Genomic DNA, 26,126 nt, shown 5'->3' on the forward strand with positions numbered 1-26,126 from the left:
AGGCGCCGGATGTACCAAGGACCTGCGGGCGGTCCCGGCCCCTATCCCGGCGGCGGCCCGGCGGCCAAGCCCAAGGGGAACATGCTGATGGCCGGGCTCCTCGTGGCCGGGTCGCTTGGCGGGGTGGCCGCGATCATGGCGGGGCTGCTCGCGTACCTCTCACCGGCGTCGGAGGACCTGGGCTACGGGCTGTCCGAGCCGCAGGCGGCGGTCAGCACCCTTCAGGTGCAGCCGGGCGTGCAGTCGGGCGTGCAGCCGGGCACCGGGGAGCAGGACGCCGGGCAGCAGCCCGCCGGGGTGTTGCCGTCAGCGGTGGGACCGGGCGGACTGGACGCCCCGCTGACGGCCGCCGCGCCCACGGCGCCGCCGCCGCTGCCGGTGGTCCAGCCTCCGGCGCCGTTGAAGAGCGAGGGTGTGAAGCCCCGGCGGCTGGCCATCCCGAAGATCGGCGTACTGGCCCCGCTGATGGCGCTCGGTGTCGACTCCAAGCGGGAGGTCCAGACTCCTCCGCTGAGCAAGCCCAACCAGGCGGGTTGGTACAAGTACGGCCCCATCCCCGGGCAGCAGGGACCTTCGGTGGTTCTCGGGCATGTGAACACCCGGAGCGGGGCCGCCGTCTTCAGCCGGCTGAAGGAGATCAAGCGCGGAGACAAGATCAAGGTCTCCCGGACGGACGGAACCGTCGTGGAGTTCACGGTCGACGGTGTGGAGCAGGTCAGCAAGGCGGCCTTCCCGTCGAAGCGGGTCTACGGCAACACCGGCGAGGCAACCCTGCGCCTGATCACCTGTGGCGGTGTCTACAACAGGAAGACCGGTCACTACACCGACAACATCATCGTCTACGCGACCCTGTCGAAGACCCGTCGTACCTGAACGCCGGGTCCGGTCGCCGTACCCGCTGAATCGGTGGGTCGCGGCCGCTCCGGCAACCGCCTCCGATCGTTAGCCTCCCCGGCAATCCGGGTAGGGAGTTGTTTGTACGAGGTGGCCCCCCCGAATGATCAGAAGGCGGGGGTGTGCCCAGATGAGCATCGTGCGGGCCGGTGTCGTGGCCGTACTTATAGGGGTGGCCGCTCTCGGCGCCGCCCAGCATTCGAAGCCGTCGCACGAGCGCTCCACGAGTTGGGGCACGCACAAGTCCGCGAGCTCGGGGGGCAAGCACGCCGGAGGATGGACGATCAAACGGCTGCGTTCGGGGAACGGGCACACGGCCACGCGTTCCGAGTCGAGCATCGAACGCGGAGGGAACTGGGGGTTCGGGCGACCGAGGCGTTCGGATACCGGACGGCACAGGGCGCGGGAGTTCGGGCGGCGGGGTCATGAGGCGAGGCGACACGGGGGTCGCTGGTTCGGATGGCGGGGCCGGGGCGGCGAGCGCGGTGGGGGGCGGGGGTTCGGGCGGTCAGATGATTCGGATTCCGAGCGATACGGGGACTACGGGGTTGGTCGGCCGGATTCAGATACCGAGCGCGGTGAGGGTTGGGGGTTCGGGCGGTCGGAGGATTTGAGGCCTGGGCGGTATGAGGACCGGGGGTTCGGGCGGCGGGGTCCGGAGGCCGGTGGGTATGGCGATCGCGGGTTCGGGCGGTCGGGGGATCTGGGGCCTGGGCGGTATGAGGACCGGGGGTTCGGGCGGCGGGGTTTCGAGGCGGGACGGTACGGCGACCGCTGGTTCGGGCGGCGCGGTTCGGATGCGCGGCGACACAGGGATCGCTGGTACGGGCGGCATGGGCGGGCGAGGCACGGCGGGCACCACCGGCACGGGCAGCGGCCGGGCAGGGCGGGTTGGTAGCGGACTGACCTGCGGTTTGAAACCGGGGCGGCAACGGTCTGTGGTGCGAGGCCGGCCCGCCGCCGGTCCGCCGCCTGGGATCGGCAAGGGGGCCTGAGGCCGGCATGGGGTCTAGGGCCGGCATGGGGTCCGAGGCCGACGCGGTGGGCGGTCACGCGCTGAATCGACACGCCGACGGTGACGTCCCAGGAGACGTCGAGACGTGAACCGGGCGGTCAGCCACTTCTTCTTTCTCCGTCGAACGACGGACCTGCGGGGTCGCTTCACAGCGGGCACCGTACTCGCGCACGTCCTGTGGAAGCCGCCGTCAGCCCGGTCGTGGCGATGATGTCGGCTGCTCCGAGGGGACGCGATGCCGGCGCGGCCGCCGGGGGACATTTCAGATTATTTCCGGAGACAGGCGCGCAACGCGCTCCCGAGTAGATCGCTTCTGATCGTTAATCACCTGTCCGGTCCGGGTATAGGCGTTTATGCGAATGTGTCCCCCCTCTGACCCAGAGTGAGGGGTGTACGCAGGTGAGCAAGGCGCGGGCCGGTGTGCTGGCCGTACTCATAGGAATGGCCGCGATCGGTGCCCTCCATCACGAGGAATCGACGGGTACGCGATCCGCGAGTCCCGCGACCGAACAGTCCGGTGACTCGGTGTCCAAACGGCTCACGGGTTCCACGGCCGAACGGTCCGCGCACTTCACGGCCGAGCGCCAGGCAAGCCCGGTGGTCAAGCGACTCGGACGCCACGGGATTGAGCCGATCATCATCGCGCACCGCGGGGCCAGTGCCTTCCGGCCCGAGCACACGCTTCTCGCCTACACGGTCGCCATCTCGATGGGCGCCGACTACATCGAGCCCGATCTCGTCTCGACCAAGGACCACGTGCTGGTCGCCCGGCACGAGAACGAGCTCTCGGCGACCACCGATGTCGTGAGGCACCCGGAGTTCGCCGACCGCAGGACTTCCAAGACCATAAACGGCATCCGGCACACGGGCTGGTTCACCGAGGACTTCACCCTCGCGGAACTGCGCACCCTCCGTGCCAGGGAACGCTTCCCCACGCAGCGGCGAGGCAACACCGCCTACGACGGGATGGAGAGAATCCCGACGCTCGATGAAATAGTCCAGCTCGCGCAGAATCACGGCGTGGGCGTCTACGCCGAGACCAAGTTCCCCACCTACTTCGCCTCGATCGGGCTGCCGCTGGAGGAACCGCTGCTGGAGACCTTCCGGAAGTACGGCTGGGACGACGAGCGGGACCCGGTCTTCATCCAGTCCTTCGAGACCGGGAACCTCAAGCGGTTGCATCCCCTCACCCGGATCCGGCTCATCCAGTTCATCGGAGCGAACGGCGCCCCGTACGACCATGTGCGGGCCGGCGATCCGACCACCTACGACGACATGGTCACTCCGGAGGGCCTGCGGGAGATCGCCGAATACGCCGACGGCATCGGCGTGGTCACGAAGCGGATCGGCCCTCGTGATCCCGGCGGTTTCGAGAGCAGGCCGGTGTCACCCGCCGCGCTCGTCAGGAACGCCCAGCAAGAAGGGCTCCTGGTACACGCCACGACGGTTCGTAAACTCGCCGTGCGGCTCCGGGCGGACCTCAGGGGCGACAGTTCGGGCGGGCGCGCCGACGAGGAGGTGCGGAAGTGGCTGAGACGTCTGTACCGGCTCAACCTGGACGGGGTGATCGCCGACGACCCCGGCATGGCGCGTGCGGTGCGGGACCGGTTCCGCGCCGAGGGCTGACCGCGTCCGCCGGCACCGCCCGGCTCCGTGGCGGTCGCGGCCGAGGGGCAGGTCACCCCGTCTCCGCCCTGGCCGGATAGCGCAGGATCCGGTCGTCGCCCTCGCGCACCTCACCGCGCCCGTCGGTGTTGGACGTGGTCAGCCAGAGCGCCCCGTCCGGTGCCACGGCGACCGTGCGCAGGCGGCCGTACCGGCCCACCAGTTCGGCCCGGGGTTCGCCGGTTCTCCCGTCGCGCAGGGGTACCGTCCACAACCGCTCTCCGCGTAGCGCCGCCACGTACAGCGTGTTCCCGGCGATGGCGGCACCGGAGGGGGAGGCCTCGCTCGTGGGCCACGTCACCAGCGGGTTGGTGAACTCACCGCCGCGCGTGTCACCCTTGCCCTCCACCTCCGGCCAGCCGTAGTTGTGGCCGGGCTCGATCAGGTTGATCTCGTCCAGTGCGTTCTGCCCGAACTCGGTGGCGAAAAGGCGTCCCCGCTCGTCCCAGGCCAGCCCCTGGACGTTGCGATGGCCGAGGCTGTAGACCGGCGAGCCAGGCGTCGGGTTGCCGGGGGCGGGCCTGCCCTCCGGGGTCAGCCGGAGGATCTTCCCGTTCGGCAGGCGCGGATTCTGTGACGAGTCCCGCTGACCCGCGTCTCCGGTGCCGGCGTACAGCATGCCGTCCGGCCCGAACGCGATGCGGCCGCCGTTGTGGAAGGAGGCCTTGGCGATGCCGTCGAACAGCACCTCGGGTGTGGCGTCACCGAGGCGGAAGCGCACGATCCGGTTGTCGGACTCGGCGGTGAGGTAGGCGTACACGTAACGGTCCCTGGCATAGCCGGGTGACACGGCCAGCCCGAGCAGGCCGCCCTCACCGCTCGCGACCACGCCGGGCACCCGGTAGACCTCCCGTGGCCGCCCGCCACGCCCCGGGACCTGGAGCACCCGGCCGCTGTCGCGTTCGGAGACGAGCGCGTCGCCATCCGGCAGGAACGCCAGCCCCCAGGGCACCTGGAGGTCGCGGGCCACCTCCTTTCCCGCCTGGAGATCCGGCCCCCTGCCCGGAGCCGGGCTGGCGGTCCCGCTCTGCCCCCGAGTGCCGCTCGCGCTCCCCGAGGTCGCCGGCGCCGCACTCGGGGCGGCCGGGTCGGCGGCGCAGCCGACCGGCATCGCCACCAGCATGGCCACCAGGCCGGCGGTCGGTACGATCCGGCTCGCGGTCTTCCTCATGGGTCACCCCTTCTGCGGCCGAGCGCGCCGGCGACGGGTGGTCCTGGGCCGGTCAGTCCCGGTCTACTCGACCACTCTGCCCCATGCTCCCGGTAAATCCCGCCCGGCCGCACCTGTTGCGGTGATCTCCCCGAGTTCGGCGGGGAAGATCCGGTCAGCCGGTGTACATGGCGGCCCGCACCCGATCGAGGGTGATCGGCAGATCGCGCTGCCGGGAGCCGGTCGCGTGGAAGACGGCATTGGCGATCGCGGCGGCGGTGCCGACGATCCCCACCTCGCCGATGCCCTTGACGCCGATGGGATTGAGCTGGTCGTCGTGCTCGTCGATCCAGTGGGCCTCGATCCCGCGGACGTCGGCGTTCGACGCGATGTGGTAGGTGGCCAGGTCGTGGTTGGTGAAGTCACCGAAGCGGGGGTCCAGCTCCAGGGCCTCGTGCAGGGCCATGGAGATCCCCATCGTCATGCCGCCGAGGAACTGCGAGCGTGCCGTCCTGGCGTTGACGATCCGGCCGGCCGCGAAGACCCCGAGCAGCCGCTCGATACGGACCTGCCCGCTGTCGACGTCGACCTTGACCTCGGCGAACTGCGCTCCGAACGAGTGGCGGGAGAACCGCCCCTGGGCGGCGAGGTCCTCGGTGGTGTCCGCCCGCGCCTGCAGCCCTTCGGGGGGGACCACTCCGGACCGTTCGTCGAGCTCCCTGACCAGTGCCCGGCACACCTTGCTCACCGCCCAGCTCCACGAGGCGGTGCCCATGGACCCGCCGGCGAACGGCGCGGGTCCGAAGGCGCTGCGGCCCACCAGGATGGTGATCTGGTCCATCGGCACGCCGAGCTCGTCGGCCGCCACCTGGGCCAGCGCGGTGCGAGCCCCGGTACCGATGTCGGCCGCGGCGATCTCGACCACGAACCTGCCCATGGGCTCGGCGCGGGCGGTCGCGGTGGACGCCATGGTGAAAACCGGGTAGGTCGAGGACGCGACACCGGTGCCGACGAGCCACCGGCCCTGTCTGCGGACGCCCGGCGCGGGGTCGCGTCCGGCCCAGCCGAAGCGCGCCGCCCCCTCCCGCAGGCAGGCGATCAGGTTGCGGCTGCTGAACGGGAGGCCCGATTCGGGGTCCAGGGCGGGCTCGTTGACGACTCGCAGCTCGACGGGGTCCATCCCGAGGGCGTACGCCAGCTCGTCCATCGCCGATTCCAGGGCGAACATCCCCGGAGCCTCGCCGGGCGCGCGCATCCACGACGGGGTCGGCACGTCCAGCTGTAGCAACCGATGGGCGGTGTGGCTGTTGGGCGTCGCGTACATCATGCGGCTGGCCGCGACCGTCTGCTCGGTGTACTCGACGCGCTTGGAGCTCTGCTGGAGCGCGTCGTGCCACACCGCGGTCAGCCGGCCGTCCAGCTCCGCCCCCAGGCGCACCCGTTGCACGGTGGGCGTCCGGTAGCTGACGAGCGGGAACATCTGCTGCCTGGTCATCGCCACCTTGACCGGCCGTCCGACGGCGCGGGCGGCCAGCGCCGCCAGCACGGTCGGCGGGCGCGGTACCGCCTTCGACCCGAAACCGCCGCCGGTGTGGTCGGCGACGATGCTCACCGCGCCGTCGGCGAGGCCGAACAGCGCGGCGAGTGCGGTCGCCGACATCCAGGGCGCCTGGTCGGCGTTGTAGAGGGTCAGGGTCTCGCCCTCCCAGAACGCGATCGTGGCGTGCGGTTCCATCGGGCTGGCATGCTCGGCCGGGGTCGTGTAGGTGGCGTCGACGCCGGCCGGTGCCGCGGCCAGGGCGCTCTCGGCATCGCCCCAGTGGAGGGTCCCGGGGAAACCCGCGTTGGCCTTCCGGGGTGAGAAGATCCGTGGGTTGCCCGGGTTCAGTACGACGTCGTGTTCCTGCTCGTCGTAGTCCACCCGCACCGCAGACGCCGCCTCGCGGGCGCCTTCCAGGGTGCTCGCGACCACGGCCGCGACGATCTGCCCGCGGTAGGCGACGTCGGCCGACTGCAGGACGGCCAGCTCGGCGTCGTCTGCGGGGTGCAGCCGGGAGACGTTGCCGCTGTCCAGTACGGCGATCACGCCTGGCAGGGCCAGCGCGGCGCCGCCGTGCACGGCGCACACCCGGCCGCGGGCGATGGTGGCCTGCACGGGCCAGACATAGACGGCGTTCGGCACCGGGTACTCGTAGGCGTAGCGGGCCGCGCCGGTGACCTTCTCGCGTCCGTCGATCCTGACCGGTGCCCCGCCCACCACCTTGTCGAGCGTGGTCATCGCCGTTCCTCTCCCACGAGATCTCCCGTGAGATCGCGTACGCTCGCCGCGATCAGGTCGGCGGCGAGCCCGATCTTGAACTCGTTCCCCGGCAGGGGGCGTGCCGATGCGAACTCCGCCTCCGCCGCCGCCAGCAGCAGTTCCCTGTTCGGCCGGTGACCGGCCAGCATCCGCTCGGCCTGGTGTGCCCGCCACGGCTTCGGGGCCACCCCGCCCAGCGCCAGCCGGATCTCCCGCAGTGACCCGCCGCCCTCCGTCGTGACCAGGGCCGCGACCGAGACCACCGCGAACGCGTAGGACCAGCGGTCGCGGACCTTGCGGTACAGCATGACCGCGCCGTCCGGCGGCGGCGGTAGTTCGACACCGGTGATCAGGTCGCCGGGCTCCAGTACCGTCTCGCGATCGGGGGTGTCGCCGGGCAACAGGTAGAGGTCGTGGAGCGGCATCGCCCGCTCCCCTCCGCCCGCGAGCCTGAGGTGCACCACGGCGTCGAGAGCGGCCATCGCCACCGCCATGTCGGACGGGTGGGTGGCCACGCAGCTGTCGGAGGTGCCGATCACTCCCAGGTCGCGGTGACCGCCGCCGATCGCGGAACAGCCCGCGCCCGGGTCGCGCTTGTTGCACGGCTTGGTGACGTCCTGGAAGTACGGGCAGCGCGTGCGCTGCAGCAGGTTTCCGCCGGTGGTGGCCATCGACCTGAGCTGTCCTGAGGCCCCGGACAGCACGGCCCGGGCGAGCATCGGGAAGCGTTCCCTGATGCCCCGGTCGCCGGCCAGGTCGCTGTTGCGCACCGTCGCACCGATGAGCACGCTTCCGTCGGCCCGATGCTCGATCCGGTCGTACGGCAGCCGGGTGACGTCCACCAGCGTCGCCGGCCGGGCCACGCCGAGTTTCATCAGGTCCACCAGATTGGTTCCGCCGGCCAGGAACATCGCGTCGGTGCCGTCCACGACGGCGGTGGCGGCGGCGCCGGGGTCGGCGGCACGCTCGTAGGCGAAAGGTCTCATCGGTCGCCTCCGGGACTCGCCCCGGCGACGTCGAGGACCGCCTTGACGACCCCGGCGTACGCCCCGCAGCGGCAGAGGTTGCCGCTCATCCGTTCGCGGACCTCTTCGGCGTCCAGCACGGCGCAGGAGGCGACACCGGCCGCGACGTCCTCGGTGACATGGCTGGGCCAGCCCGCATCCGCCTCGGCGAGCGCGCCGATCGCCGAGCAGATCTGGCCCGGTGTGCAGTAGCCGCACTGGAGGCCCTCGTGGTCGAGGAACGCCTGCTGAACGGGGTGCAGGTCGTTCGCGTGAGCCAGGTCGGCGACCCCCTCGATGGTGACGATCTCCTGTTCGGTGGCGGTGACCGCGAGCGTCAGGCAGCTGTTCACCCGCCGGCCGTCCAGCAGGACCGTGCACGTCCCGCACTGCCCGTGGTCACACCCTTTCTTCGCCCCGGTCAGGCCGAGATGCTCTCGCAACGCGTCCAGCAGGGTCACCCGGTTGTCCAGGGAGACGGAGTGGTCGGCACCGTTGATGCGCAGCGTGATATCGCTGCTGAACGCTTCGACTGCCATGCCGTTTATCCTGCCAATTACCCAATGAGAGTTGGATCACCTATTAATCTGAAAATCCAAAAGAAGCGGCAACCGTACTGTCGTGAAAATCATCGGCGGCTCGGGGAGACGCCGGAATCGGCGGGTGTGCCGCGGACGGGTGTCGAGAGGCGGCCGCCGCGGCCCGTCAGTCCGGTCGTCCACCGGTGGCCAGCGCCGAGACGGCGGACCTGTGCCGCTGGAGCCGCCGCTGGCCCTGGTCCAGCATCACCACGAAGATGATCAAGGATCCCTTGATGAGGATCTGCCAGAACAGCGACACGTCCAGGAGCATCAGGCCGTTGACGAGGAGACCGATGACGATGACTCCGACGAGGGTGCCCCGTACGGTGCCGCGGCCCCCGTTCAGCGTGGCGCCGCCGAGGACGACCGCGGCGATCGCGTTGAGCTCGAACGTCTCACCGGCCTGAGGTGCCGCCACGGTCAGTTCCGAGGCGATGAGAAGACCCGCGAGCGCGGCGCAGGCGCCGGAGATCACGTAGACGACCGTCTTGACGCGGTTGATCGGGACCCCCGAGAGCTCCGCGGCCCGCTCGTTGCCACCCGCGGCGTACAACCACCGGCCGAACGGTGTCCTGGTGAGCGCCAGCATGACGGCGACGGCCAGGGCGATCATGATCCAGATCGAGGCCGGGATGCCGAGCGGGCGTGCGTTGCCGAGGAGGCCGAAGCCGGTGTTGCCGAGTTGGGGGCTGCCGTCCAGGTTGGTGTAGGTCGAGCCGCCGGAGATCAGCAGTGCGAGGCCCTGCGCCACGTACAGCATGCCGAATGTCGCGATGAACGGCGCCACCTCGAAACGGGTGACGAGGACGCCGTTCACCAGGCCGACGAGCATGCCGACCGCGACGCAGAGCACGATCACGCCCCACACGGGCGGGTAGGCGATCACGTCGACGAACCTGAGATCGAGACCTTCGAGCAACTCGCCGGCGACGACCCCGGAGAGCCCGATGACCGAGCCGACGGACAGGTCGATGCCGCCCTTGATGATGACCAGCAGCATGCCGAGCGCGACCACCCCGTTGGCCGCGATGTGCTCGGCCGTCCTGATGAGGTTCGGTACCGTGAGGAATGAGTCCGTCAACACGCCGAAGAGCACGATCAGGGCCGCCAGCGCGATGAGCGCCCGGAACTCGAACAGGCCGTTCAGCAGGGACAGACGGTGCGCCTGGGCTGCGATCCTCCCCGGCGGAGGGCGGTCGGGCGGCGCCGCTGCCGGGGGCGTCTCCCGAGGTGTCAACGCGCACCGCCCTCGGCGTGGCCGATGGCGGCGCCGTCCAGCACGCTCATCAGTTCCTCCCGGGTTATCGCGCCACGCCGGAAGTCGCCGGTGACGACCCCGCGGGTGAGTACCAGCAGACGGTCGGGGATGTGCAGGGCCTCCTCGGCGTCCAACGTGGTGAAGAGGACGGCCAGGCCACGTCGTGCCCGTGCCGCCAGAAGCTGGAAGATGTCAGCCTTGGCGCCGATGTCGACGCCGCGCGAGGGCTCGTCCAGCAGCAGTACCAGGGGATCGGTCAGCAGCGCGCGGCCGATGACCGCCTTCTGCTGGTCGCCGCCGCTCAACGATTCGACGGGCGTTCCGGCGTCGCCCGTCCCGAGGGTGACGTCGGAGATCATCTGATCGACGGCGTCCAGTTCGCGCTCCCGGGAGACGAACAGCCGTCGGACGAACCTGTCCAGTCCGGCCAGGGAGAGGTTCTCCCCGAGCGACATCGTCTGGACGAGGCCGTCGCGCCGGCGGTCCCCGGGGACCAGGACCAGACCCCGGTCGATGCGGTCGCGGATGCTCGCGTTCTCCAATGGGATGCCCGAGAGCAGGACGTCACCCGACTGCGAGGAGGCCCGGCCGGCGAGCGCCTCCAGCAGTTCGGTCAGGCCCGAATCCATCAGGCCGTAGATCCCCACGATCTCGCCCTTCCCGACGGTCAGGGAGAGGTCGTCGATCGCGAGACGGCCGGGGTTGGCCGGGTCGGCCACCGAGAGGCCGCGCAGGGTCAGCAGCTCCTCTCGCGGCGGCTCTTTCTCGGTGAGAGGGATGTGGTGCGGGAACGGGGAGTCCGGGGCGCGGCCGGCCATCTGCTCCACGATCCGCCGGATGTCGAGGGTCTTGGCGTTCGCCGCGGCGACCAGCCGCCCGTCGCGCAGTATGGCGACGTCATCGGCGATCCGCAGCGCCCTGTCCGGTTGGTGGGAGGCGTAGGCGACCGCGACCCCGCTTGCGGTCAGCCCCCCGATGACCCGGAACAGGGCCTCGACCTCCGAGGGGGTGAGCGTCGAGGTGGGCTCGTCCATGATCAGCACCCGGGCCTCCTGGACCAGCGCCCGCGCGATCCCGACGATCTGCTGCTGGGCCGGGCTCAGGGCGCCGACCAGCCGATCGGGATCAAGATCCTCCCCCAGACTGCGGAGGATCGCCGCGCTGGTGGCCCGCTGGGCGGAGCGGTCGATCACCCAGGGGCCCCCGCAGATCTCGCGGGTCAGGAACAGGTTGTCCTGGATGCTCAGGTTGGGACAGAGGCTGAGCTTCTGGGGGATGACAGAGATGCCCCGGTCGGCGGCGTCGCGAGGCGACAGGAGGCGGACGGGTTCCCCGTCGAGCTCGACATGGCCGGTGGTGGGCTGCTCGACCCCGGAGAGGATCTTCAGCAGGGTCGACGTGCCGGCTCCGTCCTTGCCGAACAGCGCGGTCACCCGACCGGCGGCGATGTCGAAGTCGACCCCCCTGAGCGCGTGCGTGCCCCCGTACACCTTGGTGACGGCGCGGGCACTCAGCACCTTGGTCGCCGCGGTCTTCACGAAACCTCCTTGATCGAGACCGGGGTGATGGTCACGACGGAGGGGGTGAGGAAGCTGAAGGCTCCGACGAAGGAGATCTTCTTGCCGGTCAGCCGTGCCGGATCCAGGTTCCTGAGCAGCCTCCCCCACAGCTGGTTGTTCAGCGCGGTGGCGGCGGCGGCGTACTCCGCCTGGTTGCGGAACCGCCTGAATCCGATGCCGGCCGTGTCCCGCAGTGCCGTGCCGTTGACGGCAGGCCCTACCTGCAACGAGACCCGGGTGCCCGGTGGCAGGTCCGGCACGGTCACGGGCATCAGCCCGGATTTCGCCGCTCCGGCCCTGCCGGTGCCCTTGACCGCGAAGTTGTAGGGGCCGTTTCCCTGCCGGATGCCGTAGCGCCTGTTGGCCGTCCTCTGGTCGGTGGTCATGGCCCTCACCAGCACGGGCAGCGGGACGGCCTTCCTCTTGATCGCGGGCACGACCTCGCTCTCGTACGTCCGTGCCCCGAACGCGGCCGGGTCGAACCGATTCTCCGACGCCGCGACCGACTCCGCGGAGCGGTAATGGGTGCTGAACCCGATGGCGACCAGGAGGACCGCCGCCAGGGCGACGGCCACCCATCTCGCCGGGATCCGTCGGCGGGGTGCCTGCCTGCCGTGCGCGTGTGCCGCAGCCGGCGTGCTCATCACAAACCTCCAGCGTGGGAGGATGTCAAGACCCGTATACCCGCTCGCGCGGCTTCCACCGAATCCTCCTCGGACGGGAAGCGGTCGAGCTGCGAAAGCCCTCGCGTGTACTGTCCCGCGGACGTCCGGATCCCGTCCGGGTTCGTACGGCGCCCGACCACTCACCGTGAGCGTCGCATGTCGCATCCCGTCTGTTGTTCGAAACTTCACCGATGTACGGTGTCGTTTGCTGTGGGATAGATGGGAATTTGTGTCCGTTTCACCGACTTGCTCGCGCACCCCGGTCTCTGTTCGTAGGATCTATGCCGAACCTTGACCAAGGCGTGTAAGCCTCAAAGCCGGTGCGAGCCGGTCGACAGATCTGGAATGGGGAGAGACTGTGCTGAAGTCCAAGACGCGGCGGCGCGTCGCGGTCAAGACAGCCGCGATCGCCGCGGTGGGCGCGGGCGTTCTTTTCGGCGCGGTCCCTGCGGTCGCCTCCATGTACGCCGACCCCAACCCGGTCAGCTACGCCTGCACGCTCGGCGGCGTGTCGTCACCGTCGGCGACCTACACCTTCCAGATGGACCTCAGCGGTCCGACGGCGGCGGCGACCAACGCGCCCCTGGTGGCGACCTGGAAGATCGCCCAGCCCACCACGGTGCCCACCCTCACCCCGAGCGCGTCCGCCCCGGCGGGCGCGCGTGTCGTCATCGACGCGGAAGTGCAGATCGACGCCTCTCCCTCGCCGGTCCTGGCACTTCCCTCCGAACTCCGCTCGCTCGCGGCCACCGCGGCTCCCCCGGCCTCCGGGCAGCCGATCACCGCACCTCCCCTGCTCGTCACGGTGACCCCCAGTGCGACCGGCGTGGTGGCCTTCCAGCCGGGCCCGTTCACCCTGTACCTGGACCCCGGTACGGGGACCGGAAATGAGGCCGAGCTGCTCGACTGCGGTATTCCGCTCAACTCGGCCGAGGCCGCCGCCGCCGCGCTGCGGGTGACCGTGGTAACAGGTTCCCCGAGTACAAGTACGAGTGCGAGCCCGAGTACGAGTACGAGCGCCAGTCCGAGTGCGACCGAGAGTTCGACCACCACTCCCAGGCCGACGATCACCGTCACCCAGACCAAGACCTCCAAGCCGGAGAAGTCCTCCTCCGACGGGCAGATCGATGAGACCCCCGACGGAGGGGCCGCCACGGGTGGCGGCGGGGACGCGGGCCCCGACGCCCGAATGATCATGCTCAGCGGTGTGCTGATGGTGGCGTTCGCCGGGATCGGCGGCATGGTGCTGCGACGTCGCACCGCGGGCCGAGGCTGATCGGGGTGGCTGGATGAGCACCCCCCCGCCGGGCGGTCAACCTCCCGGGCACGTGCCCCACTACCGGCCGGTCCCGGTCCAGCCGCAGTACCCGCACCCGTTCCAGCAGCAGTACGGCCCGCCCTACGGGGAGCCGTACGAGGAGTGGCCGCGACGGGGACAGCCCGACGGGCATCTCGACGGGCATCTCGACGGTGGGCGGGTGATGCGGTCGGTGCTCATCCTGGCCGGGATCGCCGGGGTGGTCACGGTGCTGGTGGGCATGCTCTTTGTACTGGCCGCACCGGAGGAGTACGGCATCGGCGAGCGCACCACGCTGCCACCCAGAAATCAGGCCGCGGCGGCGCCGGTGAATCCGTACTTCCAGGCGCCCCCGACCGCGCCGCCTCCCCAGCCCAGCCTGCCGGCGGCCCCGGCGATGCAGCCCTCCAGCCCGGTCCGCCTGGTCATCCCGCGGCTCGGCGTCAACGCGCCGGTCAGATCCGTCGGGCTCGACGGCAAGGGCGCGATCGAGGTGCCGCCGGTCAGTAACCCCAACCTGGTCGGCTGGTACCGCTCGGGACCCACGCCCGGCGAGGCCGGTCCCGCGATCATGCTCGGGCACAAGGACACGCGCTTGGGAAGCGCGGTCTTCAGCCGTCTCGACGAGATCCGCAACGGCGACGTCATCGAGGTGCACAGAAAGGACGGCGTCATCGCCGTCTACACCGTCGGCGGGCTGGAGCAGGCGGACAAGTCGGTGTTCCCGACCCAGCGGGTGTACGGCGAGTCGCCGAACCCGCAGCTACACCTGATCACCTGTGGCGGCATCTATAACCGCACGACCGGTCATTACACGGACAATGTCATCGCCTACGCGACCATGACGAGCACCAGGATGGCCTGAGCGGCACCGCCCAGGTCAGCGCAGAGCTCCTGATATTTCGTAAAAAGGCAGGGTGTCCCCTCAAGGGAGAGGGCACCCCGGATAGGGCGTGGACGAAAGTTCTGTTGTAACCTCCTACTGACCGAATGATGCTCGGTTTCGCAGGCAGCTCGGTTCACACGCAGGAGGCACTGTGGCAGAGGCGTACATCGTCGGGGCGGTCCGTACCCCGGTCGGCAAGAAGAAGGGCGGTCTGTCCACCGTCCACCCCACCGATCTGGCCGCGCACACCCTCGGAGCGCTCATCGAGCGTACGGGTGTCGACCCGTCGGCGGTCGAAGACGTGATCATGGGCTGTGTCATGCAGTTCGGCCCGCAGAGCATGGACATCGCGCGCAACGCGTGGCTGTCCGCGGGTCTCCCGGAGAGCGTCGCCGGTGTGACCATCGACCGCCAGTGCGGCTCCTCCCAGCAGTCGATCCACTTCGCGGCCCAGGGTGTGCTCTCCGGCACCCAGGACCTCGTCGTGGCCGCGGGGGTGGAGTCCATGAGCATCGTGCCCATGGGGTCGAGCATCAGCGCGGCGCTGGAGAAGGGCATGCCCTTCCCCTTCGGCGAGAAGTGGGTCGAGCGGTACGGCAAGCAGGAGATCTCCCAGTTCCGCGGCGCGGAGCTGATGTGCGAGAAGTGGAACCTCAAGCGCGAGCAGCTGGAGCAGTTCGCGTACGAGAGCCACCAGCGGGCGGCCAAGGCCGTCGCGAACGGCTACTTCAAGGACCAGATCGCCCCGCTCAACGGCGTCGAGGACGACGAGGGCCCGCGCCCGGACACCACGCTGGAGAAGATGGCGTCGCTGAAGACGCTGCGGGACGGCGGGCAGATCACGGCGGCCACCTCCTCGCAGATCTCCGACGGCTCCGGAGCGATCCTGATCGCCTCCGAGCAGGCGGTCCGCGACCACAACCTGACCCCCAGGGCGCGCGTCGTCACCCTGGCGCTCACCGGCGACGACCCGGTCTACATGTTGACCGCACCGATCCCGGCGACGCAGAAGGCGCTGAAGAGGGCGGGCCTGTCCATCGAGGACATCGACGTCACCGAGATCAACGAGGCGTTCGCCCCGGTCCCGCTGGCCTGGATCAACGACCTCGGCGCCGACCCGGCCAAGGTCAACCCGAACGGCGGCGCGATCGCCCTGGGTCACCCGCTGGGCGGCACCGGCGCGATCCTGATGACCAAGCTCCTGCACGAGCTTGAGCGGACCGGTGGCCGGTACGGGCTGCAGACGATGTGCGAGGGCGGCGGCCAGGCCAACGTCACGATCATCGAGCGTCTGTGACGCCGGTGCCCGCGGCCTCGAACCGCGAGGCACCGTGAGAGACGGGAAAGCCCCGGTCGGTGGACCGGGGCTTTTTCGTAGGTCAGCGGCCGCCCTTGCCGGGGATCCGGCGCGGCTGCCGGGTGGGCCTCATCGGTGCGGGCGGCATCGGCATCTGCCGGGGCGCCGCGGGCACGACGTGCTCGGGCAGCGGGGTGTGGGTCCTGGTGGTCTTGGCGGGCTTGGACTTGCCACTGCGCTTGCGGGCGGCATGAATTCGCATATGGACTCCTTGAGGAAAGTGACGACGCGGCGAGATCCCGGGTCGGACAACTCAGCTGCCGCGTCAGACGAACGGGGCTGAAATGCTGAGTGCGGGCGGATCAGCGAAGGCTGATCGACGCCGGCTCTTAGGAGTTGATCCACATGTGAATGACCTTACGGTGCCCCTGTCGAGGCGTGCAACCGATTTGTTCGCGCCCCGGCCGCCACCCGGCCGCCCCCGGCTGTCACGCCGCGCCGGGCATCGCGATGGCCGCGGGGGAGGGGACGGCGCGGGCGGAGATCACTTCGGCACGCGGGCGACGCAGAAGACGGTCTGTCCGAACGGCGGGCGGACGAAGCGCTCGATGAGGCGGGTGAGGGGTACCACGGTGCGGTCGTAGATCTTGACCAGGCGGGGGTCGGGGTAGCCGACGCCGCCGCGGCGGACCGCGGCCCACCAGGCGATGCCGCCCAGGAAGTTGATCGGCTTGAGCACGTCGATGTCCAGGCCCGCACGAGAGACCGTGCTGCGCAGGGTGGCCGGGGTGTAGCGGGTGACGTGGCCGACCTTGCGGTCGAAATCCCCGTAAAGCTGCATGTAGCCCGGGACCCAGATGATGATCCGGCCGCCGGGGAGGGTGACCTTGGCGAGCGACCGCAGGGCCTCGACGTCCTCCTCGATGTGCTCCAGGACGTTCATCATCACGACGGTGTCGACCTTCTCGCCGATGGGGATCTCGGTCGGCAGGCCGAACTGGAGCACGTCGATGTCGTCGCGCCCCTTGAAGCGCTTCTGGAGCTGCTCCACGCAGTAGGGGTCGAAGTCGCTGACCACCAGCCGGTCGAGGCGGGGCAGGAACTGCTCGGCGAAGTGGCCAAGCCCGGAGCCGATCTCCAGCATGGACCGGCCCACGTGCGGGGCGACCATGTCGAGCTCGTACTGCCGGTAATTCCTGGCCTCGTCCCCACCAAGGTGGTTCTCCAGGGCCTCGTCACCGGCCGCGGGTTGCACTACGCGGTCATACCCAGACATGCGGTTCCGTCCAGCTCGGTTATGGAAAGGCCGCGGCGACAGGCCGCGGCCAGGGACAGCCAGAGTCTAATGGCGCTTCCCTCGGGACGGCCCCTCAAACGATCCACGGGCAGTGCCACCGGGAGCCGCTCCCGGGGGATCGGCCTCCGGGTGGGCTCGCCCCCCGATTACCGGCTCCGCCGAATCAGTTATAAAGCACCTGCATTTCCGCCTTTCACGCCGTACGGGAGAAGTTCGACCTCGATACGGCGGTGAGATTTGCACCGGGGGACAAGGAAACCCCCCTGGGGAATCATCGGACGACCGGTCCGTGATTTGAGAGGAGTGCTATTCCCGGTAAGTGGAGAAGGAGCGCGAACCGATGGAACAGGTCCAATGGTGGCGGGGGAACCTGCCCGCGGAGACGGATGGCTTCATCGGCCGGGAAGGCGAGGTGCGGCGGCTGCTGAAGCTGCTGGCCGACACACCGCTGACCACGGTCACCGGTGTCGGCGGCATCGGCAAGTCACGGATCGCGATCAGGGCCGCACGCCGGTGGCACGAGCACCACCCGGACGGCACCTGGCTGGTGGAGCTGTCCGGCGAGCGCGACGGCGACCTGCTCGCCCACACGGTCGCGGCGGTCCTCGGCATCCCCGAGCGGTCCGCGCGGACGCAGGACGAGACGCTCGTCGAGTTTCTCGCGGGCAGGAGGCTCCTGCTGCTCCTCGACAACTGCGAGCACCTCCTGCCCGCCTGCCGCGACCTCGTCGCCCAGATCCTGGCGGCGGCACCGGGGGTGCGGATCATCGCGACCTCTCGCCGGCCGCTCGGACTGCCGCAGGAGGCACTGCTGCCCGTCGGGCCCTTCGACGCGCCGTGGCCGCAGGAGGAGGGGACGGCGGGGAACGACGCGCTCCGCCTCCTCCTCGACCGGGCCGCCGCCGCGGCGCCCGGCCTGGAGACGACCGAGACCGGCCTGGCGGCCGCGGCCAGGATCTGCCGGCGGCTGGACGGTGTCCCGCTCGCCGTCGAGCTGGCCGCCGGATGGCTGGGGGACATGCCGGTGGAGCGGCTCGCCGACCACCTGGAGAGCCGGTTCGAGACCCCGCCCGACAGCCGGGCGCCGGTGCCCCGCCACCGGACCGTACGCGCCGCGATCAGGTGGAGCCACGAGCTCTGCGGCCCCGGGGAACGCCTGCTCTGGGCCAGGCTCTCGGTCTTCGCGGGAAACTTCGACGCGGCCGACGCCGAGCGGGTGTGCGGCGACGAGCACCTGGGTGACGTACCGGACCTGCTGGAAAGCCTGGCGAGGAGGTTCCTCCTGGTCCGGGTTCCCGGTGGCTACCGTCAGCCGGTCACGGTCAGGGAGTACGGCAGGGAGCGGCTGGCCCTGCTCGGGGACGAGGCCAGGCTGGCGCGGCGGCACCGCCACCACTACCTCGACCTGGCGCGCAGGGCCGAGACCGGCTGGTACGGCCCCGGGCAGGAGGAGTGGGCCGCTCGCCTCACCTTCGCCATGACCGACCTGCGCCTGGCCCTCGACCCCGCCTCCCCGGTGTCCGTCGAGCTCGCCGGCACGCTCTGGATCCTCTGGTTCTGCCTGGGCCGATTGAACGAGGGCCGCCACCACATGGCACGCGCGCTCGAATCGGCTTCCGCCACCGACCCCCACCTGCCCAGACTCCTGTGGGCCGACGGCTGCGCGGCCATCGCCAGGGGCGAGCTGGAGACGGGGCGCCGCAGGGCCGAGGCGGCGCTGTCCGCGGCCCTCGACTGGGGCGACTACGCGGCGGCCGGGCACGCCCAGCTCCGGCTGGCCAGCCGTGCTCTGTATGTCGGCGCCCTCGACGAGGTCGAGCCGTGCGTCGAGCGCGTGCGCGAGTACTTCTGCAGGGCGGAGGCCGACACGGTCGGCGAACCCCTCGCCCTGGTGACCATGGCCATGGCGGTCACCTGGCGCGGCGAGTTCGACAGGGCCGTCTCGCTGCTCAAGGAGGTGCAGCGGCTCTGTGACGCGCGCGGCGAGCGCTGGGCCCGCGCCTGCGGCGACTACGTCCTGTCCATCGCCCAGCTGGGGCTCGGCAGGGTGAGCGAGGCGGCGGAGGCCGCCCGGCAGTCACTCGACGTCAAGTGGCGCCTGCGCGACGCCGCCGGCGTGGCGCTGGCCGTCGACCAGCTCGCGGTGATCGCCGCGGTCGAGGGCGACGGCCACCGAACGGCCAGGCTCCAGGGGGCGGTGGTACGGCTGCGGGCCACCTTCGGGCTGCGGGGCTTCGGCTCGGCGGGCATGTCCGAGCCGAGAACCGTCGCCGAGCGGACGGCCAGGCAACTGCTCGGTGACGAGACCTACGACGCGATCTTCGCCGAGGGCTACGAGACCGACCCGGACGCGGCGGTCGCCCACGCCCTGCACTGAGCGCGCTCGCCAGAGGGGGTTTCGCGAAAGGGCCCGCATGCGGTGGAATCTCTCGGACATCCGCGAAGGAGCCCCCCGACGGACGACGACGAGGCGATCGCCCGATCGCTGGCAGGTGACCTGGACGCCTACGAGGTCCTGGTCGCCCGCTACAGCGTGCTCGCGCACCGCACCGCGGCCATGCTCGGAGCCGCCGACGAGGCCGAGGACGTGGTCCAGGAGGCGTTCGTCAAGGCGTACCGCAACCTGACGTCCTTCCGCCGCGACGCGCCGTTCCGCCCCTGGTTGCTGCGGATCGTGGCGAACGAGACGCACAACCTGACCCGCTCACGGGGCCGCAGGGACAGGCTGGCCGCGCGGCTCACCGAGGCCGTTCCGCCGCTGGGTGAGGACCCGGAGGAGGCGGCCGTCAGCACCGACCGGCGGGCGCGGCTCCTCGACGCGGTGCGTACGCTGCCCGAGCGGGAACGCGAGACCGTCGTCTGTCGGTATCTCCTTCAGCTGTCGGAGGCCGAGACCGCCCAGGTGCTCGATCTTCCCGTCGGCACCGTCAAGTCGCGGACCTCCCGTGGCCTGGCCCGTCTGCGTGAGGAGGTGGCACGTGACCTCATCTGACGACCTTGAGGCCAGGCTCCTCGACCTCGGCGAGTTCCTCGACGTCCCCTCCCCACCCCCCGACGAGGTCGCGCGGGCCGTACGGGCCCGCCTGGAGGTGCCCGCCCCCGAGGCGCCCGCGGTCACGGGTGGCCGGGGAGTGCTCCGGCGGGGGTGGGGGACGCTGCGGGCCGGCGGGCGGGCGCGGAGGCGGGCGGTGGTCGCCGCCGTCGCGATCCTCGTCGCGCTGTTCCTGGGGGCGACGCCCGCGGGACGGGCGGCGGTCGTGGAGATCCTGCGCTTCGCGGGCGTCGAGCTCAGGATCGGCGACCCCGGGCCCCTGCCGTCCTGGGCGCCCCAGCCGCTGCCGGGCGAGCGGCGGGTCACCCTGGAGCAGGCCGGAGGGCAGGTGGCGTTCCCGATCGCCGTCCCCACCGCGCTCGGCGAGCCCGACGAGGTCAGGGTGAGCGACAGCGGCCGGGTGGTCTCGCTGCTCTGGCCCGGTCTCAGGCTGGACGAGTACGACGGTGGTCTCCTGCCCGTCTACCGGAAGGAGCTGGGACCGCCCTGGCCGATGGAGACCCGGGTGGGTGACGCGGAGGCCCAGTGGATCCCGGCCCACCACGGCCTGACCTACCTGCCCCGGGGCGGTGGCGAGACCGAGGCCCGCCCCCGCGCGGCCGGGCCCACCCTCATCTGGCGGCGAGGGCAGGTCGGCCTGCGCCTTGAGGGGCCCGGGGACATCGGCCGCGCCCTGGAGATCGCCCGCTCAGTCCGCTGAGGCCAGCCAGTCGTCGATCCCCTGGAGGAGCTTCTTGCGCACCGCCTCCGGTGCCGCCGACGCCCGTATCGACTGGCGGGCCAGCTCGGCCACTTCCGGATCGGAGAAGCCGTACACCTGCCTGGCGAGCTCGTACTGGGGCAGCAGCCTGGCGCCGAACAGCAGCGGGTCGTCGGCGCCCAGTGCGATCGGCACCCCCGCCTCGAACAGGCGCCGCAGTGGTACGTCCTCGGCCCGCTCGGCCACCCCGAGACCGACGTTGGAGGTCGGGCAGACCTCGCAGGTGATCCCCCGGGCGGCCAGGCGTTCCATGAGCTGTGGCGACTCGGCCGCCCTCACCCCGTGTCCGACCCGGTCGGCGTCCAGCACGTCGACGCACTCGGCCACGCTGGCGGCGCCCAGCAGTTCCCCGCCGTGCGGCACGGCCAGCAGCCCCGCCCGCTTGGCCAGCCGGAAGGCCCCGTCGAAGTCACGGGCCCGGCCGCGCCGCTCGTCGTTGGAGAGCCCGAACCCGATCACGCCCTGGTCCATGTAGTGCGTGGCGAGGCGGGCGAGGGTCTTGGCGTCGAGGGGGTGGCGGGTGCGGTTGGCGGCCACCACGACCGCGATCCCTATTCCCGCGTGATCGGCGGCTCTGCGCGTCGCGTCGAGCATCAGCTCCATGGCCGAGGTGAGCCCGCCGAACCTCGACGCGTACCCGGACGGGTCGATCTGGATCTCCAGCCAGGCCGACCCCTCGGCCGCCTCGTCCTCGGCCGCCTCACGCAGCAGCCGGTAGACGTCGCTCTCCCGCTGCAGGACGGAGCGCGCGATGTCGTACAGCCGCTGGAACCGGAACCAGCCACGCTCGTCGGTGGCGCGCAGCCGAGGTGGCCAGTCCTCCTCAAGCGCGTCGGGAAGGTGCAGGCCGTGTTCGCGGGCCAGCTCGACAAGGGTCGAGTGCCGCATGGAGCCGGTGAGGTGCAGGTGCAGGTGCGCCTTGGGCAGTTCGATGAGGGGACGTGGCATTTCAATAGAGTGCCGTACCTCCGGTGACCCCCGGTGTTCTTTGGTCCCGACCTGACGGTCCGCTCGCGCGCTACGGAAGGCGAAAGGGGACCTGTATGGCGGAAGGCGACGAGGAGGTTATTTCGGGGCGGGTGTGGTCGGCTTTCGGAAGTGCCCGCCCTTGTCGCATCCCCCGTTATATCGAGGAAATCTAGGAAACGGGCTTTCAGTGGACCATGTCTCCGTGCGACGGTAGATGCACACGTTGTCAGGACGCTGGGGCTGCCATGGAAGCGGACGTCTTCGTCGGCAGGGAGACCGAACTCGCCGACGTCTCCGCGCTGCTCGAAAGGGTGCGGCACGTCACGCTGACCGGTCCGGCCGGAGCCGGGAAGACCTGCGTCGCCCGGCGGCTGGCCCGCACCCTCGAACCCCGGTTCCCGGACGGCGTCCACATCGTGGAGCTGTCGGAGGCGCCCGGCGACCTCGACTCCCTGGCCGAGACGTTCGCCGACGCGATCGGCGTCCACCGGAGGCCGGGCGTCCCCGCGCTGCGGACGCTGGTCGACGAGCTCGTCACGCGCCGGATCCTGCTCGTCCTCGACACCTGCGACCGCGTCGTCGGCGTCACGGGCATCCTGGTCGGCCTGCTGTTGCGCTCGGTCGAGGGACTGCGTGTCCTGGCCACCAGCAGGCAGCGGCTGGGCCTGCCCGGCGAGCACCTCTATCCGGTCGGCGGGCTGCCCGACGCCGACGCCGTCAGCCTGATCGACACCCTTACCGGTGGCCTGATCGGCGGCCCCGACGCGGCCGAGCTCTGCGAGCGCCTCGACAACCTGCCGCTGGCGATCCGGCTGGCCGTGGCCGAAGGCGGCCCCGGGGTCCTCGACGGGCTCGTCACCTTCGACGGCCGCCCGCTCTCCACGGCCGGGCTCGCCGCCTTCGACGGCCGCATGGCCTCACCCGACGAACTCGCCGCGGCCTTCGAGAGCCGTACGGCCCCCTCGGCCGGTCGCGGAGGCCACGGCGAAGGGCACGACGCGGAACCGCACCGGTTCCCCTCCGCTCCCCGGCGGCACAGCTCCATGCGCGTCGCCCTCGGCTGGAGCCACGAACTCTGCACCCCGACGGAACGCCTGCTGTGGGCACGGGCCTCGGTCTTCGCCGGCACCTTCGACATCGAGGCCGCCGAGGAGGTCTGCGCCGGTGGCGTCCTCGCCGCCAAGGACATCCTGGACGGCCTGCTGGGTCTGCTCGACAAGTCCGTCCTGGTCCGTGAGGAGGGTGAGAACGGGGTCCGCTACCGCCTGCTCAACACGGTCCGCGAGTTCGGCCTGGTCTGGCTCGACCGGCTCGGCGAGACCGAGGAGATCCAGCGCCGCCACCGTGACCACTTCCTCGCCCTGTCCGCCCGCGCCGAGATGAGCTGGCAGGGCCGCCAGCTTGAGTGGTACCGCAGGCTGGTCCTCGAATGCGGCAACATGCGCGGTGCCATCGAATACTGCTACTCCCGGCCGCAGGAGTACCGTCGCGGTCTCGACCTGGTCGGCAACCTGTGGTTCCTGTGGGCGTGCTGCGGTATGCAGGCACCCGGCGACGACCTTCTCCAGCGCGGCCTCGACCTCGACCGCACGGTCAGTCCCGAGCGGGTCAAGGCGCTCTGGGTGCACGCCTGGGTCTCGATCCAGCGCGGCGACCTCGAACGCGCCGAGCGGATCCTCACCGAGTGCGCGGCCGAGGACGCCAACGGCTACGCCACGGCCTACGTCAGCCAGTTCCAGGCCCACCTGGCCGTCGTCAGGGGCGACGTGGGCGAGGCCCTGCGGCTCATCAAGCACGCCCGGGTGCGCCACCGCTCCACCGGCAACGTCTTCCCCGGCTTCCTGCCCACCTACACGGTGGTCGCCACCGCCATGATGCTCGCCGGCCACCACGACCAGGCCGTGTCCATCCTGCGAGAGGGACATGAGCTCTGCGAGTCCTGCGGCGACTACTGGACCCTCATCCGCCTCGACCTCCTCCTGGGCCAGGCCGAGCACCTCCTCGGCAACACCGGGTCGGCCGTGGAGTCCGCCCGCGACTCCCTGCGCGGCGGCCGCCTGTTCGGCGACACCGTCTCGCTGATGGAGGCGCTGGAGGTGTTCGTCGTGATCGCCGAATCATCCGCCGCCGACGTCTTCGCCGCCACCATGTTCGGGGCCTCCCGCGCCGCCTGGAAGAACGCCGGGGTCCCGCCCAGCCGCTCACCCATGATCGCGAGCCTGATCCGTACGTCCGAGCTGAGGCTGCGCGGGCGTCTGGGCAGGGCGGAGTTCGACCGGCTGGAGGAGCGGGGAGGTTCGATCAGCCTGCGCGACGCGGTGGAACACGCGATCCAGGGGGATCTTTCTTGACGCCGCGCGGCAACCTGCCGGTCGCGATGAACAGTTTCTTCGGACGCGCCGCCGAGCTTGACGAGATCACGAAACTCCTCACCGGAACGCGCCTGCTCACCCTGCACGGCGCCGGGGGCGTCGGCAAGACGCGCCTCGCCCTCCAGGCGGCGCGGAACGTCCGCGACGACTACCCCGACGGCGTCTGGGTGGCCGAACTCTCCTCGGAGACGGACGGCGACCTGCTCGCCGGCAGCGTCGCCGGGATGTTCGGCCTGCCCGCGAGGGCCGGACGCCCGGCCCTCGCGGCCCTCGTCGAGTTCCTCGCCGACCGGCGGCTCCTGCTCGTCCTGGACACCTGCGAGCACCTTGTCGGTCCCTGTGCCGCCATGGTCACGGCCATCCTGACCGGCGCGCCCGACGTCCAGATCATCGTGACCAGCCGCCAGGAGCTCTGCCTGCCGTCCGAGGTCGTCATGGGTGTCGATCCCTTTCCCGTCCCCCCGCCCGAGGCCGCCGACCTCGCGGGGTACGACGTGATGAGCCTCTTCCTGGACCGTGCGACGGCCGTCGCCCCCGGGCTGCGCACGGACGAGCGGGCCATGATGGCCGTCGCCAGACTCTGCCGGAGGCTCGACGGCGTCCCGCTCGCCATCGAGCTGGCGGCCAGTCACACGCGGGGCCTGTCGGTGATCCAGCTCGCCGACCAGCTCGAAGACCGCTTCAGGCTGCCGGCCGACGGCGAGAGGGTCCTCGTACGCCACCACACGCTGCGCACCGCGGCCGGCTGGAGTCACGAGCTCTGCACGCCCGCCGAACGCCTGCTCTGGGCCCGCCTGTCGGTCTTCGCGGGCACCTTCGACGAGGAGTCGGCGCGCGGCGTCTGCGCGGACGAGTGTCTGCCCGACGTGGCCGGCGTGCTCGCCGTACTCGTGACCAAGTCCGTCGTCGCCCGCGTGGGTGATCGCTACCGCCTGCTCGACACCATCAGGGACTACGGGCGCCACTGGCTCGACGAGCTGGGCGAGGGCGCGCTGATGCGCCGCCGCCACCGTGATCACTACCTGGCCGCCGCCCATCGCATGGACGCCCAGTGGTGCGGCCCCCGCCAGCTCGAATGGGCGTGCTGGGCGCGCGCGGAACTGCCCAACATCCGTGCGGCACTCGACCGCTGCCTCGCGGACGGCGACCACCGCACCGCTCTGGAGCTGGCCGGAGCCCTGTGGGTTCTCTGGTGTCACCTGGGCTTCGTCCGGGAGGGCCGTCACTACCTCGACCGCGCGCTGGCCGCCGTACCGGCCCCGGACCGAGCCAGGTCAAGGCCGCTCTGGGTCGCCGCCCACCTCGCGCTCCTCGCGGGCGACATACCTCTGGCGCGCGAGCGGGCCACGGAGAGCGCCGAGAGCGCCCGGCGCCACGGCGACGGCGAGACCGAGGCCCACGCCCACCTCCGCCTCGCCGGGGCCTGCCTGCTCGCCGGCGACCTGGAGGGCGCGCGGGGGTACGCGCTACACGGAGCCGCCGGATTGCGACAGTCCGAGCCCGGTTCGTCGGGCCTGTTCTCCGTTCCCCTCCTGCTGGCCATGGCCGCCACGTTCGGCGGCGACTTCGACAAGGCGGTGGAGATCCTGCGCGAGACGCGCCGGCACTGCGAGGCGCGTGGAGAGCTCTCCCAGCGAGCCCTGAGCGACTACATCCGCTCGCTGGCCCTTCTGGGCCGGGGGGAGGTCGCCGAGGCCTCAGCGGCGGCCAGGGCGGCGCTGGAGGTCAACTGGGGGCTGCGAGACGCGGTCGGCGGTGTGCTCGTCCTCGACCAGTTCGCCCGGATCGCCGCGGCCGCGGGTGACGGCTTCCGCGCCGCCTGGCTCCTCGGTGCCGCGCAGCGCATCTGGAGCGGTTTCGGGCTGCCCGGTCTCGGGGCCGACACCATGACCGGGCTCCGCGAGGCCGCCGCGGCCCGCGCCGAGGGCCTGATCGGAGAGGTCGCCTACGCGCGGGCCTTCGCCGAGGGGACGGCCTCCCACTTCGAGTCCGCGGTGACCTACGCGCTGTGCGACTGAACCGGACTCATCCGGCGGGCACGGAGGCCGTCCGCCGCGACCCCGCCGGGCCGGAGCCCGACCGGGCGGGGGCGGGGAGGGGTGCGGC

At 71.1% G+C, this 26,126-nt stretch carries 20 protein-coding genes; 10 read left to right on the top strand and 10 right to left on the bottom strand.

What is annotated here, in order from left to right; all coding sequences use genetic code 11:
• The first annotated feature begins 9 nt into the window (after positions 1-9).
• The gene (locus IG98_RS0137815; RefSeq protein ID WP_030923920.1) at positions 10-873 is read left to right on the top strand and encodes a class F sortase; all 864 of its coding nucleotides are present in this window, start codon (positions 10-12) and stop codon (positions 871-873) included.
• Positions 874-2,308: 1,435 nt separating this feature from the next.
• Positions 2,309-3,535 carry a glycerophosphodiester phosphodiesterase family protein gene (locus tag IG98_RS0137820; RefSeq protein WP_245651889.1) on the top strand — a complete coding sequence of 409 codons (1,227 nt, stop codon included), beginning with the start codon at positions 2,309-2,311 and terminating at the stop codon, positions 3,533-3,535.
• Positions 3,536-3,587: 52 nt separating this feature from the next.
• Here IG98_RS0137820 and IG98_RS0137825 read toward each other — a convergent pair whose 3' ends face one another.
• From IG98_RS0137825 to IG98_RS0137855, 7 genes are all read right to left on the bottom strand, one after another.
• Positions 3,588-4,745, bottom strand: a complete 1,158-nt coding sequence (locus tag IG98_RS0137825; protein WP_051753459.1) for a PQQ-dependent sugar dehydrogenase — start codon at positions 4,743-4,745, stop codon at positions 3,588-3,590.
• Positions 4,746-4,899: 154 nt separating this feature from the next.
• Positions 4,900-7,002 (bottom strand): xanthine dehydrogenase family protein molybdopterin-binding subunit, encoded by a 2,103-nt coding sequence (locus IG98_RS0137830; RefSeq protein WP_030923930.1) that lies wholly within the window; start codon positions 7,000-7,002, stop codon positions 4,900-4,902.
• Positions 6,999-8,009 carry an FAD binding domain-containing protein gene (locus IG98_RS0137835; protein WP_030923932.1) on the bottom strand — a complete coding sequence of 337 codons (1,011 nt, stop codon included), beginning with the start codon at positions 8,007-8,009 and terminating at the stop codon, positions 6,999-7,001. The genes IG98_RS0137830 and IG98_RS0137835 overlap by 4 nt, the downstream gene beginning before the upstream one ends.
• Entirely contained in the window at positions 8,006-8,566 is a 561-nt protein-coding gene (locus IG98_RS0137840) for a 2Fe-2S iron-sulfur cluster-binding protein (protein ID WP_030923935.1), read from the bottom strand. The genes IG98_RS0137835 and IG98_RS0137840 overlap by 4 nt, the downstream gene beginning before the upstream one ends.
• Positions 8,567-8,732: 166 nt before the next feature.
• Positions 8,733-9,845, bottom strand: a complete 1,113-nt coding sequence (locus IG98_RS0137845; RefSeq protein WP_084195952.1) for an ABC transporter permease — start codon at positions 9,843-9,845, stop codon at positions 8,733-8,735.
• Entirely contained in the window at positions 9,842-11,404 is a 1,563-nt protein-coding gene (locus IG98_RS0137850) for a sugar ABC transporter ATP-binding protein (protein ID WP_030923939.1), read from the bottom strand. Before IG98_RS0137850 ends, IG98_RS0137845 begins: the two co-directional genes overlap by 4 nt.
• Entirely contained in the window at positions 11,401-12,069 is a 669-nt protein-coding gene (locus IG98_RS0137855) for a DUF2291 family protein (RefSeq protein ID WP_169750262.1), read from the bottom strand. The genes IG98_RS0137850 and IG98_RS0137855 overlap by 4 nt, the downstream gene beginning before the upstream one ends.
• A gap of 379 nt (positions 12,070-12,448) precedes the next feature.
• Between IG98_RS0137855 and IG98_RS0137860 the strand changes: the two genes are divergently transcribed.
• The 3 genes from IG98_RS0137860 to IG98_RS0137870 all read left to right on the top strand — a co-directional run bounded on the left by IG98_RS0137860 (position 12,449) and on the right by IG98_RS0137870 (position 15,570).
• Positions 12,449-13,366, top strand: a complete 918-nt coding sequence (locus IG98_RS0137860) for a hypothetical protein (RefSeq protein ID WP_030923947.1) — start codon at positions 12,449-12,451, stop codon at positions 13,364-13,366.
• Positions 13,367-13,379: 13 nt separating this feature from the next.
• Entirely contained in the window at positions 13,380-14,252 is an 873-nt protein-coding gene (locus tag IG98_RS0137865; protein ID WP_030923949.1) for a class F sortase, read from the top strand.
• 172 nt (positions 14,253-14,424) lie between these two features.
• Entirely contained in the window at positions 14,425-15,570 is a 1,146-nt protein-coding gene (locus IG98_RS0137870) for an acetyl-CoA C-acetyltransferase (RefSeq protein WP_030923953.1), read from the top strand.
• 82 nt (positions 15,571-15,652) lie between these two features.
• Here the strand turns inward: IG98_RS0137870 and IG98_RS0137875 are convergent, their stop codons facing one another.
• A complete protein-coding gene (locus tag IG98_RS0137875) occupies positions 15,653-15,832 on the bottom strand; it encodes a hypothetical protein (protein WP_030923957.1) in 180 nt (59 codons plus the stop codon).
• Between the two features lie 282 nt (positions 15,833-16,114).
• The gene (locus tag IG98_RS0137880; RefSeq protein WP_245651890.1) at positions 16,115-16,825 is read right to left on the bottom strand and encodes a class I SAM-dependent methyltransferase; all 711 of its coding nucleotides are present in this window, start codon (positions 16,823-16,825) and stop codon (positions 16,115-16,117) included.
• Positions 16,826-17,207: 382 nt separating this feature from the next.
• Between IG98_RS0137880 and IG98_RS0137885 the strand changes: the two genes are divergently transcribed.
• From IG98_RS0137885 to IG98_RS0137895, 3 genes are read left to right on the top strand one after another with little or no spacing between them, the layout of a single operon-like run.
• A complete protein-coding gene (locus IG98_RS0137885; protein ID WP_157594755.1) occupies positions 17,208-19,244 on the top strand; it encodes an ATP-binding protein in 2,037 nt (678 codons plus the stop codon).
• A gap of 42 nt (positions 19,245-19,286) precedes the next feature.
• Positions 19,287-19,859, top strand: a complete 573-nt coding sequence (locus tag IG98_RS0137890) for an RNA polymerase sigma factor (protein WP_030923964.1) — start codon at positions 19,287-19,289, stop codon at positions 19,857-19,859.
• Positions 19,846-20,619, top strand: a complete 774-nt coding sequence (locus IG98_RS0137895; protein WP_051753462.1) for a hypothetical protein — start codon at positions 19,846-19,848, stop codon at positions 20,617-20,619. The genes IG98_RS0137890 and IG98_RS0137895 overlap by 14 nt, the downstream gene beginning before the upstream one ends.
• Here IG98_RS0137895 and IG98_RS0137900 read toward each other — a convergent pair.
• Complete coding sequence (locus tag IG98_RS0137900; protein WP_030923969.1) at positions 20,608-21,627, bottom strand: adenosine deaminase; 1,020 nt, start codon at positions 21,625-21,627, stop codon at positions 20,608-20,610. The genes IG98_RS0137895 and IG98_RS0137900 overlap by 12 nt on opposite strands.
• Before the next feature lie 266 nt (positions 21,628-21,893).
• Between IG98_RS0137900 and IG98_RS0137905 the strand changes: the two genes are divergently transcribed.
• Complete coding sequence (locus IG98_RS0137905; RefSeq protein WP_030923971.1) at positions 21,894-23,999, top strand: ATP-binding protein; 2,106 nt, start codon at positions 21,894-21,896, stop codon at positions 23,997-23,999.
• Positions 23,996-26,038: an ATP-binding protein gene (locus tag IG98_RS0137910; RefSeq protein WP_051753463.1), complete on the top strand. Its 2,043-nt coding sequence runs from the start codon at positions 23,996-23,998 to the stop codon at positions 26,036-26,038. Before IG98_RS0137905 ends, IG98_RS0137910 begins: the two co-directional genes overlap by 4 nt.
• The last annotated feature ends 88 nt before the right edge of the window (positions 26,039-26,126 follow it).

The organism is Streptosporangium amethystogenes (genome assembly GCF_000721075.1).
Lineage (GTDB): Bacteria > Actinomycetota > Actinomycetes > Streptosporangiales > Streptosporangiaceae > Streptosporangium > Streptosporangium amethystogenes.